This is a genomic window from Lysinibacillus sp. UGB7 (genome assembly GCF_049058285.1).
In the GTDB taxonomy this organism is placed as follows: domain Bacteria; phylum Bacillota; class Bacilli; order Bacillales_A; family Planococcaceae; genus Lysinibacillus; species Lysinibacillus sphaericus_B.
Window position 1 is genome coordinate 16,141 of sequence record NZ_JBMGUV010000047.1, and the last position, 16,585, is coordinate 32,725.

16 protein-coding genes and 1 pseudogene are annotated in these 16,585 nt (G+C 37.2%); 14 read left to right on the forward strand and 3 right to left on the reverse strand.

What is annotated here, in order from left to right; genetic code table 11:
• Positions 1-579 precede the first annotated feature (579 nt).
• Positions 580-2,298: an HD-GYP domain-containing protein gene (locus ACOMCU_RS25770; RefSeq protein WP_421051939.1), complete on the forward strand. Its 1,719-nt coding sequence runs from the start codon at positions 580-582 to the stop codon at positions 2,296-2,298.
• Positions 2,299-2,409: 111 nt separating this feature from the next.
• Here the strand turns inward: ACOMCU_RS25770 and ACOMCU_RS25775 are convergent, their stop codons facing one another.
• Positions 2,410-3,795 (reverse strand): glycine--tRNA ligase, encoded by a 1,386-nt coding sequence (locus ACOMCU_RS25775; protein WP_421051941.1) that lies wholly within the window; start codon positions 3,793-3,795, stop codon positions 2,410-2,412.
• A gap of 496 nt (positions 3,796-4,291) precedes the next feature.
• Here ACOMCU_RS25775 and ACOMCU_RS25780 point away from each other — a divergent pair, with 496 nt between their 5' ends.
• The 13 genes and pseudogenes from ACOMCU_RS25780 (at position 4,292) to lepB (ending at position 15,302) form a co-directional block, all read left to right on the forward strand.
• Positions 4,292-4,924, forward strand: a complete 633-nt coding sequence (locus tag ACOMCU_RS25780) for a helix-turn-helix transcriptional regulator (RefSeq protein ID WP_010859903.1) — start codon at positions 4,292-4,294, stop codon at positions 4,922-4,924.
• A gap of 16 nt (positions 4,925-4,940) precedes the next feature.
• On the forward strand, positions 4,941-5,753 hold the full coding sequence (locus ACOMCU_RS25785) for a pyruvate, water dikinase regulatory protein (RefSeq protein WP_010859902.1): 813 nt from the start codon (positions 4,941-4,943) through the stop codon (positions 5,751-5,753).
• A 207-nt stretch (positions 5,754-5,960) separates the two neighbouring features.
• Positions 5,961-7,793 carry a DNA primase gene (gene dnaG, locus ACOMCU_RS25790; protein ID WP_080647672.1) on the forward strand — a complete coding sequence of 611 codons (1,833 nt, stop codon included), beginning with the start codon at positions 5,961-5,963 and terminating at the stop codon, positions 7,791-7,793.
• Positions 7,794-7,825: 32 nt separating this feature from the next.
• Positions 7,826-8,953, forward strand: coding sequence for an RNA polymerase sigma factor RpoD (rpoD, locus tag ACOMCU_RS25795; protein WP_010859900.1), 1,128 nt, complete (start codon positions 7,826-7,828; stop codon positions 8,951-8,953).
• A 255-nt stretch (positions 8,954-9,208) separates the two neighbouring features.
• A pseudogene (locus tag ACOMCU_RS25800) lies at positions 9,209-9,405 on the forward strand (transposase); the annotation flags it as partial.
• A 209-nt stretch (positions 9,406-9,614) separates the two neighbouring features.
• Positions 9,615-10,178, forward strand: a complete 564-nt coding sequence (locus tag ACOMCU_RS25805) for a hypothetical protein (protein WP_421051942.1) — start codon at positions 9,615-9,617, stop codon at positions 10,176-10,178.
• 537 nt (positions 10,179-10,715) lie between these two features.
• On the forward strand, positions 10,716-11,066 hold the full coding sequence (gene cccA, locus ACOMCU_RS25810) for a cytochrome c550 (RefSeq protein WP_010859898.1): 351 nt from the start codon (positions 10,716-10,718) through the stop codon (positions 11,064-11,066).
• Positions 11,067-11,219: 153 nt separating this feature from the next.
• On the forward strand, positions 11,220-11,912 hold the full coding sequence (locus ACOMCU_RS25815; protein WP_010859897.1) for a tRNA (adenine(22)-N(1))-methyltransferase: 693 nt from the start codon (positions 11,220-11,222) through the stop codon (positions 11,910-11,912).
• Between the two features lies 1 nt (position 11,913).
• Positions 11,914-13,035 carry a Nif3-like dinuclear metal center hexameric protein gene (locus ACOMCU_RS25820; RefSeq protein WP_010859896.1) on the forward strand — a complete coding sequence of 374 codons (1,122 nt, stop codon included), beginning with the start codon at positions 11,914-11,916 and terminating at the stop codon, positions 13,033-13,035.
• Between the two features lie 14 nt (positions 13,036-13,049).
• On the forward strand, positions 13,050-13,274 hold the full coding sequence (locus tag ACOMCU_RS25825) for a hypothetical protein (RefSeq protein ID WP_010859895.1): 225 nt from the start codon (positions 13,050-13,052) through the stop codon (positions 13,272-13,274).
• Positions 13,275-13,385: 111 nt separating this feature from the next.
• On the forward strand, positions 13,386-13,634 hold the full coding sequence (locus ACOMCU_RS25830) for a DUF2164 domain-containing protein (protein ID WP_421051943.1): 249 nt from the start codon (positions 13,386-13,388) through the stop codon (positions 13,632-13,634).
• A gap of 324 nt (positions 13,635-13,958) precedes the next feature.
• Positions 13,959-14,558 carry an NADPH-dependent FMN reductase gene (locus ACOMCU_RS25835; protein ID WP_010859893.1) on the forward strand — a complete coding sequence of 200 codons (600 nt, stop codon included), beginning with the start codon at positions 13,959-13,961 and terminating at the stop codon, positions 14,556-14,558.
• A 174-nt stretch (positions 14,559-14,732) separates the two neighbouring features.
• Positions 14,733-15,302 carry a signal peptidase I gene (gene lepB, locus ACOMCU_RS25840; protein ID WP_010859892.1) on the forward strand — a complete coding sequence of 190 codons (570 nt, stop codon included), beginning with the start codon at positions 14,733-14,735 and terminating at the stop codon, positions 15,300-15,302.
• Between the two features lie 142 nt (positions 15,303-15,444).
• Here the strand turns inward: lepB and ACOMCU_RS25845 are convergent, their stop codons facing one another.
• Positions 15,445-15,642: a YwbE family protein gene (locus ACOMCU_RS25845; protein ID WP_010859891.1), complete on the reverse strand. Its 198-nt coding sequence runs from the start codon at positions 15,640-15,642 to the stop codon at positions 15,445-15,447.
• A gap of 51 nt (positions 15,643-15,693) precedes the next feature.
• Positions 15,694-16,230: a tubby C-terminal domain-like protein gene (locus ACOMCU_RS25850; protein ID WP_421051945.1), complete on the reverse strand. Its 537-nt coding sequence runs from the start codon at positions 16,228-16,230 to the stop codon at positions 15,694-15,696.
• Positions 16,231-16,585 lie beyond the last annotated feature (355 nt).

Sequence of the window (16,585 nt, forward strand, 5' to 3'; positions counted from 1 at the left end):
TATGAAGTGGGAGCGAAGATGAGTTATAACTGAAAAAATTTCAATAGTGCCGAACGCAAAATCATATGTTCTGAAAATACAATAAACTGTACAAGGGAACGATGAACGAAAAAAAATATTTTTCTTAGGAAAATCTTTATAAGAAAAAAACTTTTTTTATTAATAAATATACATTAAGTAGTTTTAAACAATAGGTATAAGTATTTATTGCATCTAGGGAATTGATTCCAGTGTATAGCTAATTTATGAGTCTAAAGAGCTTAATATGGTAATGATTTTTAATATAAGCATAGTATTAACTAATCATTTGAGTGCCATATACTAGTTGAAAAGGTATTTTAACCTATGATATTGTAAGGGGTATAGATAATTATGTTTATACTATTCTTGTATAATTTGTACGTATTGTACCAATCGGAAATTAGTTCAATATTTATATATCTGACATGCATATAAAAACTGTAAAACATGCCTCTATCAGCAAAACGTAGTAAAACCACGTTTATTAGAATAACGCAGTCCTATGGAAAAGGGAGGGAGGTCACATTATGCTGGAAAATTGCGAATGTGGCAAAAAATGTGCTAAGAAAAGTGACTTTAAGTATTGACGAAGTGGAAGCAGATGATATTTTAGCAGAAGATATTTTTTCTGAGTATCGCTTATTAGCTAAAAGAGATTTAGTGTTAACCGAGCGAATTATTGCATTACTTAAGCTAAGAAAAGTAGAAGAATTATCAGTTTTTTTACCTTCTGATTCGGTACGAATTGTCCATGACTTAGGTGCGCAACGTACGAAGGAGTATGAGGATGTATTTGCACCGCTCTTAGAGGAAAAGGGAGAGATTGATGAATATAAAGAAGCGGTAAACAATCTTTTTATGGCCACTTTAGAAAATGTTGTTCATGAATTGCGTTATGGTCAAATTTTAAAGAGTATACAGGATACGTCGTATGTGAGAACTATTTTTGAACAGATTTTGCAAGAAAAGCATCGCTACGACTTGCTTATGCGCTTAAGAGAATGGGATGAGTATTCATTTGTTCATTCGTTTGATGTATTTGTACTAGGTACAATCTTTGCCCGTCATTTAGGTTTAACAGATATCGAAACACTTGCAAGGGGCTATTTGTTCCATGATATTGGAAAGGTATTTATTCCACAAGAAATCTTGAATTTAAAACGAAAGCTATCTGAAGATGAGTTTGAAATTGTCAAAATGCATACCACAAAAGGTTTTGAGCTACTTATGGAGAATGGTGAAGAGGATATTGCCTATTTGGCTAGGGACCATCATGAACGATTTGCTGGGAGAGGATATCCGAATCAGCTTTGTGCAGATGAAATGAGCGAGGGTGTGCAGTTATTACAGATAATAGATGTTTACTCCGCTATGACATCGAAACGTGTGTATCATACAGGGTATGGTGCGACAGATGCGCTTGCTGTTCTATATCGTGATCGTCAGCTCTATAACGAAAAATTCATGCATAAATTTGTGGAGTGTCTAGGAATTTATCCTGTGAACTCGGTTGTGTTACTTTCTGATTTTCGGCGTGCGCAAGTAGAACTTGTCTATGACTTATTTCCGACGCTACCGAAAGTTAAACTATTAGATGAGCAAATGTCTATGAATTTGCCCTTGAATTATAGTGTGAAAATTTCGAAAATGATTGACTATCGCGCTAATAGTTTTGAAGAAATATTTAACTTATTTGTAGAACAATTAATTCGCTGTGATGAGGAAAATTTAAGAGGGCATTTTAATAAATTAATTGATCATTTGCATCCAAAAGAAATTGTGTTGAAAATCTTTTTACCTGCTTTCAGAATTTTAAGACTATTGACAAGGGAAATCCAAACCGATATGACGAAATATAGAAATTCTATTACTATCTTAAAGAAATTATTGGAAGAACAACTAAATGTTTTGTACATGGATTATCAGCATGATCAAACGACTGTGTTAGTGGTGGAGACATCACTTCGCGAAAATTTTTTCATCAAATTAGTTCAGAGTATTTTGTATATAGATAAAAGAGTGCCATTCTTTATCAATCCAGGTGACGATCAGCGCATTACACAGCTTATGGAGCACTGTGAGGTTAATGTGGCCTACTTTATTGATGATGAATTAACAATGGAAAAACGAGTGCGCCCGATGCGTGAAGGCACATTTCTTTATTACTCATTAAATGATATTGAAGAGTTACTGGTTAGTTTAGTAGGGATGAGTATGAAAAAGTTTTCATTTGAAGAAAAAATGCAGGAACGTATATTTACAAAGTTAAAAATATAACAAAGAGGGAGTCGCATCAAGTGACTCCCTCTATTTTTATAGTTCAATTTAAGGTTTAATATCCGAGATAAGTGTGCTTCGGTGCAGTAGGCTAAAGCACGACATGTCTAATTAGAATTGAAGATGTTTTTCGATATATGCCTTAACATCAGCGATAGGCATGCGAACTTGGTCCATAGAGTCGCGGTGACGTACTGTTACTTGACCATCATCTTTTGAATCGAAATCGTATGTGATACAGAATGGTGTACCAATCTCATCTTGGCGACGATAGCGTTTACCAATTGATTGTGATTCATCATAGTCTACTGGGAATGCTTTACGAAGCTCCGACCACACATCTGCAGCTTCATCTGATAACTTTTTAGAAAGTGGTAACACTGCTGCTTTAAATGGTGCAAGAGCAGGGTGGAAACGTAATACTGTGCGTTTATCATCTCCTTCAAGCTCCTCTTCATCATAGGCATCGCATAAGAAAGCTAATGTTACACGGTCTGCACCTAAAGATGGCTCGATACAATATGGTACATAGCGTTCATTTGTAACGGGATCAATATACGTGAAATCTTCACCAGAATGCTCCATATGTTGTTTTAAGTCGAAGTCTGTACGGTCAGCTACTCCCCAAAGTTCGCCCCAACCGAATGGGAATTTAAATTCAATATCCGTTGTCGCATTTGAATAGTGAGATAATTCATCGTCCTCATGGTCACGAAGGCGCATTGAATCTTCTTTCATGCCTAAGTTTAGTAACCAGTTTTTACAGAATTCTTTCCAATAAGCATGCCATTCAAGATCTTCACCTGGTTTACAGAAGAATTCAAGCTCCATTTGCTCAAATTCACGTGTGCGGAATGTGAAGTTACCTGGTGTAATTTCGTTACGGAACGATTTACCGATTTGTGCAATACCAAATGGTGTACGTTTACGCATAGAGCGTTGGACGTTCTTGAAGTTTACGAAAATCCCTTGTGCTGTTTCTGGACGAAGGTAGATCTCGTTTGTAGAAGATTCAGTTACACCTTGGAATGTTTTGAACATTAAGTTAAATTGACGAATATCTGTGAAATCAGCCTTGCCACAATCAGGGCAAACAACATCGTATTTCACCATTGTTTCTTTCATTTGGTCGAACGTCATACCGTCTACAATGATTTCATCACCTTTTGCTAACGCAGCGTCTTCAATGATTTTATCAGCACGGTGTCGCGCTTTACACGCTTTACAGTCAACCATCGGGTCATTGAAGTTACCTACGTGTCCAGAAGCAACCCATGCTTTTGGGTTCATAAGGATTGCAGCGTCGATACCTACATTATGTTCTGATTCTTGGACGAATTTTTGCCACCATGCTTTTTTTACATTGTTTTTTAATTCAACACCAAGGGGACCGTAATCCCACGTGTTTGCTAAGCCTCCGTAGATTTCAGATCCAGGGAAGACAAAGCCTCGATGTTTCGCTAAAGATACAATAGTTTCCATTGATTTGTTAGCCATTAAAATAGCCTCCTTCATTGTTTTTCATAAAATAAGTGAGTCGTTTAATCAGATTTACTTTGGCGTATTTGTTGTTGCTGACGCTTCGCTTGATTTAGACTTTGAAAATTTTTCAAAATCAGACATTTGCCGTAATCCTAGTTAAACTAAAAATAGCACCCGTCTCCGGGCACAAATAATGCCCAGGGACGAGTGCTAATACCCGCGGTTCCACCCTGATTGTTTTAAACGACTTGTTTAAAACCTCTTTTCAAAAAGTTAGCTCAAGGAGCGCCTTTTCTCTGTTACTGTGTAGACTTTCACCATCTTCTACTCGCTATTAAATAGAACAGATACTTTTTTCCTATCATCGCTTGTATAACGCAATATCGCTCGAAAATACATGTAGAGCAAGCGTCTGTGTCAATATTGTAGCATGTAGTTCTTTTCTTCGCAATAACCATTAAAATAGTATATAATAATTGAGCATGAGTATAACACTATTAGATTTGAGGCGGTGAGTCCAATCGAACTCAATAAACGTCAGGAAGACATTTTACAAATTGTGAAAGAAAACGGCCCGATTACAGGCGAACATATTGCAGAACGTCTTAATCTGACAAGAGCGACTTTAAGACCAGATTTAGCTATCCTTACGATGGCGGGATTTTTAGATGCTAGACCACGAGTTGGCTACTTCTATTCAGGTAAAAAAACGTCTGTTACAATGACAGATAGCATCAACAATTTAAAAGTGAAAGATTTTCACTCCGGACCAGTCGTTGTACCAGAAACAATGACGGTGTATGATGCGATTTGCTTCATGTTTTCGGAGGATGTGGGGACCCTCTTTGTCGTAGATAAGAACGAATTTTTGACAGGAGTACTGTCTCGCAAGGATTTACTGCGTACAAGTATTGGCACGCAAGATTTAAATAAAATTCCTGTACATATCATTATGACGAGAATGCCAAATATTTCGTACTGTGAAAGATCGGATTCGTTGATTGTTGCAGCGAATAAACTAATCGAACGTGAAGTAGATTCGTTACCGGTAATAGAACCACAAGAGGGTGGCTTATCAATTGTTGGGCGTCTCACGAAGACGACGATTACACGTGCTTTCTTATCACTTGCACAAAATGTCTAAAATTGAGGAGAACAGTATGAAGAAACTTCGAGTTTTTGTCGTTTCCGATTCAGTCGGTGAAACGGGTGACCAAGTAGCAAAGGCCGTTATTAGTCAATTCCGACCAGGTTTAGAAAAAACGATTATTCGTCGTTTTCCACATATCCAATCTGAAGAACTAGTACGAAAAATTGTATGTCTAGCAGTAAAACAGAAGGCATTCATTATTTATACGCTTGTTCGACATGAGATGCGTGCGTTGTTACATGATTTATGTGAGAAAGAAAAAGTGCACGCCGTGGATATATTGGGGACTGCGCTGAAATCAATGGCTACGTTTATGGAAGAATATCCACTTGAAACACCAGGTATTGTACATCAGCTTGATGATGATTACTTCAAAAAAATTGAAGCAATTGAATTTGCGGTGAAATATGACGACGGTAGAGACCCGCGTGGTTTATTGCAAGCTGATATTGTACTGGTAGGGGTATCACGAACATCGAAAACACCACTTTCACAATATTTAGCACATAAACGTTATAAGGTGGCAAATGTACCTTTAGTACCAGAAGTGGAGCCGCCAGAAGAGTTATTACAAATCGATCAAAAAAAATGTTTTGGCTTAATTATTTCTCCTGATAAATTAAACTATATAAGAAAAGAAAGATTAATGTCTTTAGGATTGAATGATGATGCCATCTATGCGCAACATACGCGTATTTTAGAAGAAATTCAACATTTTGAAAAAATTGTCGGTAAAATTGGTTGCAAAGTTATCGATGTGACGAACAAAGCTGTAGAAGAAACAGCAAATGAAATTATCGAACATATTACAAATTGTCAATAAGAAACAAAGTTCAGTAAACCACCTCGGGTTGTTAGAGGCGGTTTTTTTGGGTCGGTATTGAAAATAGTATAGATAAAAACTAATTTTTGTTTTATAATAATAAAATTGTGGTAAAAATATTTAAAAAGAGAAAATTCCTATTTTTTTGTCGAGAAATAAAGGATTTTTAAAACGGATAGCGAATTGTGTTTAGAACGTAACTTAAAGATGGTGATGAAATTGGCAGGGAAGATTCCAGAAGAAGTGATTGAACAGATTCGGACACAATCTGATATTGTGGATGTCATTAGTGAATACATGCAACTCACAAAACGTGGGCGTAATTGGTTTGGACTCTGTCCATTTCATGGAGAACAAACACCATCCTTTTCTGTGTCAACAGATAAGCAGATTTTTCATTGCTTTGGTTGCGGGGCAGGCGGTAATGCCATTACTTTTGTCATGGACATAGAAGGTATATCTTTCCCAGACGCAGTCGTGAAACTTGGTGAACGTACGGGCATACATTTAGATGTTGGTCCAAGTTTACCTGAAGTGACGAAAACAGTCTCTAAAGCAGAAGAGCGCATGAAAGAAGCGCATACTTTTGCAGCGGATTTTTTTCATCACTTACTGTTGAACACAGAAGACGGTGAAGAGCCTTTAAATTATTTGCTAGAAAGAGGATTTACAAGGGAACTTATAGAATCTAATAGCATTGGATGGTCTCTCCCAAGCTTTGATGCATTAACGATATTGCTTGAAAGAAAAGGTTATAACTTACAAGAAATAGCGGATAGTGGTTTAATTATCAAGCGTGAAGGGGAAGAACGCTATTTTGATCGTTTTAGAGGGCGTATTATGTTTCCAATTCGTGATGAGAATGGTAAAATCATTGCTTTCTCAGGGCGAATACTTTCATCGACTGGTGAAGAGGCAAAATATTTAAATAGTCCAGAATCACCGATTTTCCATAAGAGTGAAGTGCTTTATAACCTAGACAAGGCACGAACCTCCATTCGAAAAAATCGTCAAGTAGTATTGATGGAAGGTTTTATGGATGTTTTAGCAGCTAATTCAGTGGGTGTAACGAATGCCGTCGCTACAATGGGTACTTCGCTTACGAATCAGCATATCACAAAGCTAAAGCGCTTAGTAGAGCAAGTTACGATTTGCTATGACGGTGATAATGCTGGATTTGATGCGGCAAAACGGGCGGCCCAGTTACTACAAACTGAACGCATGAAAGTTGATATTGCAGTATTACCTGACAAACAAGACCCTGATGAATATATTCGGAGTCTAGGTGGACAAGCCTTTAAAGAACAAATTTTGGAAAATCCACATGCGTATATTGCTTTTATGATGATGCATGCTAGACGCAATAAGAATTTTCAGTTTGAAAACGATACGCTTCAATATATTCAAGAAGTACTCGAACAACTAGTAGGTAGATCCTCACCAGTCGAACGAGATTTGTATATACGACAGCTATCAAATGAAACAAATATTTCGGAAGAAGCGATTTATGCTCAATTTCGAAAAATAGAGGCAAGTCAGGTACGCTCTGCAAAAGTAGAGCTACCAATACAGGTGCCTTCGATGCCAGTCACGCAGCAACAAAAGCCTATGGACGCAGCCGAACGTGCCGAACGTTTATTACTGGCTCATATGCTTCATAATATAGATGTAGTGGACAGGGTATTACGTAATGAACAAAGAGAGCCTTTTGTACGAGATGCGTATATGGCTGTTTTTGTTCGCTTAGTAGGATTTTACGAGGAATACGGTCATTCGGATTATCAACGCTTTGTAGAGATTTTAGATGATCTTGAATTACGAAAAATTGTTATGGAGGCGGCTTTGGTAGAAAGAGACCCTGATCACGCGGAAGCAGAGGTTACAGATTCTATTCGCCAGCTGCAGAAATATCGAATTGAGCAAGAAATACATCAAAAGATGCATGAGTCAAAGGAAGCGGAGAAGATGCATGAGTATGCGCGTGCACTTGAAATCGCCCAACAGATTATTCATTTAAGAAAATCGTTATCGGCGATTTAACCCGATTCGGTTGTTTAGAAGGAGGAAGGTTTATGGCGGACAAGTCTGAACGTTCAAAAGAGGTAGAAGTGGAAATTACATTAGATGAAGCAAAAAAATTGCTTCAAGAAAAGGCGAAAACAGAAGGTGAAATTTCGATGAAAGAAATTTCAGAGAAATTATCACCTTATGAATTGGAAAACGAAGAGGTTTTTCACTTCGCTGAAGATCTTGAAAAACATAAAGACATTCAAATCATTGGTAAAGAAGAATTTGAAGAAGAAAGTTTAATGAAAGAAGAAGCAAGTGAAGAAACTTTCGACTTAAATGATTTGAGCGTGCCACCTGGCGTGAAGATAAATGATCCTGTACGTATGTATTTAAAAGAAATTGGTCGCGTTGATTTACTTTCTGCAGATCAAGAAATTAAGCTAGCTGAACGTATTGAACAAGGTGATGAGGAAGCACGTAAACGTCTAGCAGAAGCAAACTTACGTCTTGTTGTTTCGATTGCGAAGCGTTATGTTGGTCGTGGAATGCTATTCCTTGATTTAATCCAAGAAGGGAATATGGGGCTTATTAAGGCAGTTGAAAAGTTCGACTATCGTAAAGGCTTTAAATTTTCGACATACGCAACGTGGTGGATTCGTCAAGCCATTACACGTGCTATTGCTGACCAAGCACGAACAATCCGTATCCCTGTGCATATGGTAGAAACAATTAACAAATTAATTCGTGTACAACGCCAATTACTACAGGACTTAGGTCGTGAACCTTCTCCAGAAGAAATTGGTGAAGAAATGGATTTAACTCCTGAAAAAGTACGTGAGATTTTAAAAATTGCGCAAGAACCAGTATCTCTTGAAACGCCAATCGGGGAAGAAGACGATTCACACTTAGGTGACTTCATTGAGGATTCAGAAGCGCAATCTCCTTCTGACCATGCAGCATATGAACTGTTAAAAGAACAATTAGAAGATGTTTTAGATACATTAACTGACCGTGAAGAAAACGTACTACGTTTACGTTTTGGTTTAGATGATGGACGCACACGCACTCTAGAAGAAGTTGGGAAAGTATTTGGTGTAACACGTGAACGTATTCGTCAAATTGAAGCTAAAGCGCTTCGTAAATTACGCCACCCTTCTCGCAGTAAACGATTAAAAGATTTCTTAGAATAATTCCTTATAAAAAGATACCTTCTATTGGAGGTATTTCAGACTGTAAACTGCTCAAAAAATTGAGTTTGTTTACAGTCTTTTTTCTTTTCAATTAGAAGTATCTATAGGAACCCGTTGTTTTCCGCTACGGCGGACGCTTTTCGCGGGCATGATTTCAGTCTCCTCGTCGCTACGCTTTTGTGGGGACTTCAGTTCATGCTTTTCCCGCAGAAGTCGCCGCCTGCGCTCCAATCAACTCGTGTACGTAAAGTTTGGCGTCCAAGTATTGATCCGATTGTTCTAGTTAAAATACATTTATTCAATATGTATTTGGTATTTGTTCTGTGCGATTAAAGAAATCCAAACGAACATGGCGTATCGTTGGTTTTGAGGATTTGGTTTTCCTACCGAAGTGCCATATTTTCCTAACATTCGGTAAAAATTATAAATGCCGCTTTCAAGACTCATCTATCGTTTTGCACAAGAAACATCGTCCTTATGAAGACAATCTACCTGAAAATATAAATGGTAGCGTTACTTATGAAACGCAGTTGAAATAAAAATGCCTAATAAGAACGGGTCATAAGTTCTCCATATTGCGACTTTTTACAGATGCCCTTTCCCAGGTTGTGAGATAAAATTGTAATACAACCATTATTAAGCAATGTTTGGAGAATACACTATGACAAATCCTCGAAAAAAAATTATTTTAAATGAAATCTTGTTTTGGAAACAAAACAAACTATTACCTGAGCACTATTGCGATTTTTTAGCAACGCTCTATGCAGAAGGAACAGATGTAGAGGAGCTTGAGTATGCGACTCATAAACAGGCGGTCTTGCCCTCAGAAAAACGAAAAATGATATTCCTATTAGGAGCTCTATGTATTAGCGTAATTGCACTCTTGTATGTCTATTTTACAGTTCCTTCTCTAACAATGATTCTAACAGTTATTGTGGCTATTGCTGCGATTACATTATTCATAACAGCGTTCCGAGTTGTAAAGAAAAATAACTTACTGGCTCCTATACTTCATATTATTGCAGCTATTTTGTTATTTAGTGTTTCAATTCGCATTTGTACTACATATTTTAGTGGGAATAATATTGTATTATTTGGTTTGATTGCAGCAAATTGTGGCGTGTGGCTGTGGTCAGGCATAAAAATGAAACTGCTTTATTTCACAGTCTCAGGTGTTCTGGGGTTAATTGCACTGATTGGCTATTATATCATAAACTTAACATAAAGGTATCCCTCCTTTGATCGAAAGCTCAAAGGAGGGACTTTTATTTTTCTGAAATAGTAGTATAGCTTTTTTATGTGTATTCTTAAAAGAAGATAACAATGAAAACAAGGGATAATGATATATTAAAATAATAGTATGGCTTATTTAGTGAAATAGTAATTAGATATTTGCGACAAAGTGATTCAAAAGACAGAAAATGATATTTTACTTAATAATTGTGTTTCTAACATAAAGATATGCTTTAGCATGAAATAATAAAAATCATGATGAATTTAGGTATATGAAAGCGCTTGAAGTGGAAAGATAGTTTCGAGAAGAAAAACTATTAACGATTGGAAAAGGTATTTTAGAAGTCCAAATCTTGGGGATATCAAGACATATTTTATCCAATTGATACAGAAACGTCGAATTTGTTACAAACATAGGAAAACTTAGCGAATAGGGCTTTTCGTTTCTTGTTTAATGCAGTACAATATTAGATGTTGACTGATTCTATATTATAATAGAAGTAGATTTAAAAATGAGGAGGGGAAACACATGAAAAACAATCCAGTCGTTCCTTACATCTTAATTCTGGCATTTGGTATTGGTCTTATTTTCTTCATGTCTATACAAGGAGCAGATAACAAGAAAGAAATTGCTGCAGAACATGAGGGTGGTGGCGAAACTACAGAAGCTACTGATGATGGTTCTGCATTAGTACAATCTTGTATCGGTTGTCACGGTGGTGACTTAACTGGTGGTGTTGGTCCAAACCTACACGGATTAGATGAAGCTCATATCGTAGATGTATTAACTAACGGTATTGAAGGCACACCAATGACACCAGGAATGAAAAATGAAGCGGAAGCAAAAGCAATCGCTGAATACATTTCTACTCTAAAATAGTTTGACTATGGCTGTACTAAAAGTGTTTGAACGCTTTTGGTACAGCCTCTATTATTTTGATGGAGTTGCTCAAAATTTGAGACAGCTCCATTTGTTTTTTTGTACGACATCATACATACTAGAGTGGACTCTATATAAGGTAGGCGGTAAAAAATGAACGCACAAAAATTATCAAAAAGATTAGAAACAGTGGCTAAATTTGTTCCAACAGGTGCGGTAGTTGCTGATATAGGCAGTGACCATGCCTATTTGCCTTGCTATTTAATTCATAAAGGGATTGCTTCTTACGCAGTAGCGGGTGAGGTGGTCAAAGGTCCGTTTGAATCAGCTGTGGGACAAGTGCAAAAAGAAGGCTTAACAGATAAAATTACAGTGAGAATAGCTGATGGCTTAGCAGCAGTGGAAGTGACTGATCATGTCGATACAGTTACAATTGCAGGTATGGGCGGACCGCTAATTGTGTCGATTTTAGAAAAACATCCTCAAAGCCTACAAGGTGTTACACGACTTATTTTGCAGCCAAATATTCATGCAAAAGTAATTCGTGAATGGGCATTAGCGAATAATTGGGCGATTCTGGATGAAGAAATTTTAGAAGAAGATGATAAAATTTATGAAATTCTTGTATTGCAAAGAGGGACGATGGAGCTAACTGCATCAGAAATTTTATATGGTCCAAAATTAATGCTGCGTAAAGCGCCAGCATTCATAAAAAAATGGACGCGTGAAAAAGAAAATTGGCAGCGTGTTTTACAATCTATTGAAGGAGCAGAGCAAACACCTGAAATTGAAGGTAAACGCGCAGAGTTAATAGCTCAACTTAAGTTAGTGGAAGGGGTTTTATGAGATGAAAACAGTAAACGGTCAAGAAATTATCCAATTGTTTGAATCATGGTCACCTAAAAAACTAGCATGCATGGAGAACGACCCCATTGGACTCGCAATCGGCACGTTAAATAAACCTGTAAAAAAAGTTTTAGTCACATTGGATGTCAACGAAACAGTAGCAGATGAAGCCATTGCGCAAGGATGTGAGCTTATTATAGCGCATCACCCACCCATTTTTAGACGTCTTGCGAACATTCGCACGGATAATCCAGCGGGACAATTATATGAAAAGCTTATAAAGCATGATATAGCTGTCTATGCAGCACATACAAATTTAGATGTAGCTGAAGGCGGTGTCAATGATTTACTGGCTGATGCTCTACAGCTTGAAAATCGTGCTATATTAGAAGAAACATATGCAGAGGATGTACTCAAACTGTCTGTTTTTATTCCCTCTGTCAATGCAGAGGAACTACGGGAGTCGCTAGCAAAGGCTGGGGCAGGGCGCTTAGGATCTTATGAAGCATGTAGCTACACCACAATCGGAGAAGGACGTTTCCGTGCGTTAGAAGGAGCAAATCCGCATGTGGGATCGATTGGTAAGTTACATGTCGAGGAAGAAGTGAAAGTGGAAGTCGTATTCCCAGCCTCTATCAAAAATCGTCTATTAAAGGCGATGTTAAATGTGCATCCCTACGAGGAACCTGCATATGATGTGGTTCGCTTAGACCAGCGAACAAATGTCATGGGCCTAGGACGTATTGGTTATTTGCAAAAGGAAATGACGCTGCATGAGTTTGCAGAATTTGTAAAGCAGCAGCTAGATGTTCCAACAGTACGTGTCGTTGGTGATTTACAGTCGAAGATTAAAAAGATAGCACTTGTTGGTGGTGACGGCAATAAGTATATTTATACAGCTAAACGTGCGGGGGCAGATGTGTTTTTAACAGGCGATATGTATTTCCATACAGCACAAGATGCACAATCTATTGGTCTGCAAATCGTGGATCCTGGCCATCATGTAGAAAAAGTGATGATCGCGGGTGTAGCTAAAAAAATGGCAGCGATGTGTGAAGATAAAAAATTAACAGTGGAATTTGTACAATCTACCATTGATACAGAACCGTTTTTATTTGTTTAGAGAGGGGAATTAGTGTGGGAAATGGGCGACCTGCCGGTAATAAAGCTGGCAAGTTATGGATTATTATTGGTCTGATGATTGCTGTATTTGGGGGAGGCATGACGCTGATGACCAATAATATGAATGAAAAGAAAATTGAAGCGATGACACAGCAATGTGAGGATGATGGTGGTAAAGCCATTGTCGCCAAGGAAAAAAATTTTTTATCAACAAGCTATTCATTTGAATGTAAACAATAAAGAAACAAAAGACTGAATTATACGATGATGATAATTCAGTCTTTTTGTGAAAAAATAGATGCAGTTTGAAGTGATAATCGGTTGTGTACTAATAGAGAGGAGGAGATTTTTTTGTTTATTCGTTTAACAAAGGATCAACAAGAGTTAATAATCGCAGACATTCAACGTTTTTTTTATAACAATCGAGACGAGGATATAACGGAATTTGAGGCTGAAAGAGTATTCGATTTTGTGAAGGAATATGTAGCACCGCACATTTATAATGCAGCCATTGCAGATGCCAAATATGTAATGGAAAGACAGTTCGCTTCGATTGAAGATGAACTAGCTGCATTAGAGCGTCCACTCAAAATAAAATAAATGGATTTTAAAGAGACTCAATTATGCAAAGCGTTGTGTCTCTTGTTTTTTTAGTGAGAAAAGAAAAATCTGAAACGAAACAATTGACAATGATGATTATGGTATGTTAAATTTATCTCGAATTCAAGATAGTAGAGGGATTCGAAGTAAATTCATAACAATGAATTTATATTTTTTTTATTAATATCTCGAATTCAAGATATTAATTATTACGTGCTCTCGATAAATTATGAGTCAATTGTGTATAAAGGAACTTATTCCTGTACACCATGGCTTAGAGAGCTGTTTTCCTTAAAATTCAAGGAGGATAGGGAGGCAACGAGCTTGAATTTTATAAAAAAATTATTCGGTTTCAGTTCAACGGATGAACAACAAGGAGGAAAAGAAATGTTGAAAATTGGGATTATTTTAGGTAGTACACGTGAAGGACGTTTAAGCCCACAAGTAGGTCAATGGGTTAAAGAATTAGCAGAAAAACGTCGTGATGCAGAATATGAAATTATCGATATTGCTGAATTTAAATTACCTTTGCTAGGTGAGCCGGGTGGAGATGCTTCTGGAGCAGCAGCATGGTCTCAACGAGTTGCTGCATGTGACGGCTTTGTCTTCATTGTTCAAGAATATAACCATTCCATCTCAGGGGCACTTAAAAATGCTTTAGATTACTTACGTGAAGAATGGAATAACAAAGCAGCCGGTATTGTTTCATATGGTTCTGTTGGTGGAGCGCGTGCTGCAGAACACTTACGAGGTATCCTTGGAGAGTTATTAGTAGCTGATGTTCGTGTACATCCAGCACTATCTTTATTTACTGACTTCGAAAACGGCTCAGTATTTAAGCCAAAAGATGTGCAAGCTGATTCAGTAAACCAAATGTTAGATCAAGTCATTCCATGGACAACAGCTTTAAAAACAATTCGCTAATAACAAAAAGCAATATGTATATTTCAATTTGTACATATTGCTTTTTTATTTTGTGACATGCAATTGCTAATGGGGTATTTCAAGCGAAGACTTACCGGAACTTTTTGCTTAGTAAATCGTATACACTATTGACGTATAATGGGATATCCTCATTAAAGGATGGGAGTGTTTACTTTGACAAAGAAGAAAGATCAACATGAAGTATGGGCATGGGTAAAGATCATAGGTCTGACGGTAATTTTTATGATGGGAGTACGTTATTTCATCCTGTCGCCCGTAATTGTAGATGGTGCTTCCATGATGCCTACTTTTAAAGATGGAGAAAAAGTATTAATCAACAAAATAGGCCCTCGATTAACGGACTATAACCGATTTGACATTATTGTCTTTGAAGAAAATGAAGATACGAATTATATTAAACGAATAATAGGTTTACCTGGAGATCATATCTCGTATAAAGATGATGATTTATATATAAATGGCGAGAAGTATGAAGAGCCATATTTAATGAAATACAAAGAAGCCCTACAAGATAAAGGGGATTTTACATATGATTTCACTTTAGAAGAGCAATTAGGTGAAATGACTGTACCAGAAGGACATTTTTTCGTACTAGGCGATAATCGTCGTAGAAGTATAGACAGTCGGCACCAAAATGTTGGTTTTATTTCTCAAGATTCCATAGTAGGAACAGTCACATTGTGGCCTTTTGTAAAACTGGGAAGTGTCTGTTCAGATAGTTAAGAGTGCAGGCTAAGCCTGCAATAATTTATCATTTAACATAATGAAAAGGTAGGGAAGCTTATGAAAATATTTATCGTTCATCGCTAAGTAGCCATTAGTAAGTAAAAAAGCTGGCTACCTCGATAAGAGATAACCAGCTATCTTATTTTTGCAGAATGTCACAAACACGGCCGATTTGTCCATCAGTTAAGCGGACCTTGATTCCATGTGGATGGAAAGCAGCGTTTGTTAATAAATCCTTTACAATGCCCTTTGTTTTTACACCTGACCGCTGATCTTTTTTGAGGATAATGTTGACCTCAAGACCAGGGTGGATGTCTTTTCGATGTTGTCCGTTCATATTACGCCTCACAACTCTGTAGAATGATTTGAATTATAACATAAAGTGAAGTTAGTTACTCCCTACAAATAGAGATTGGTAAAGTGAAGCCAATAATGCCACGAATAAAGTATCGTCTGAATGGAAGAGTTTATAGACGATACCTTCCCGTACCATGCTATTTTCTACATAACATGCACTCGCAATTTTTTCATCATTGCAATATAAATAAGCAGTTGAAGTGAAGTCCTTTTCAAAGCGGAAGATAAGACTATCCATCGTAAAAGAATAGGAAGATTCTAAAAGTTGAACAGTTTTCCGTTGGATGGGCAAAATGCTACCATCAGGCATAATTAGCTGGTGACTTACGCCTTTAGTGAATAGTGTAGATTGCACTCGAAAAAGTGGAGTTCCTTGTGTAGTACGTGTTTCATAATGTTGTGGTAGTGAATCCTGCGTTGCAATCAAGAGCATTGTATTAAGCACTTTCCCTATAGTTGAACGTTCGATTTTTTGAAGTACGCAAACTGCTTCGTCGTGCTCATTAACAATCGGCAAATTAGAAAGTCTATCTAATGATTTTGGATATGTAAGTGAAAATGTAGCCATGGAAAAGCCTCCAATCTACTTACTATATACGGCTAACCTAGATTGGAGGTTTCGCTTTATTTTCATTTATTTTTTTACCATTAAAGATAAGGATCGCAGTACCAACTGGTTCAATGATACAAACGATAAAAGAGAATTTTATAAGTCGATTATTTAACAGTAGCTAATACGACAACGAAGGACTATTTCTACATAAAAAAAGCTGTCCAATCAAGCTAAAATGGCTCTTTTGGACAGCCTTAATGTAACATTTTTTGAATGGTCAGTAAGCCGCCACCTCAAGTTGAAAGATAAGAGGTGGACGACCAACTGACCGTAAAAGCCCGATTGGTTCAACTAACAATCAGTAGGGAAG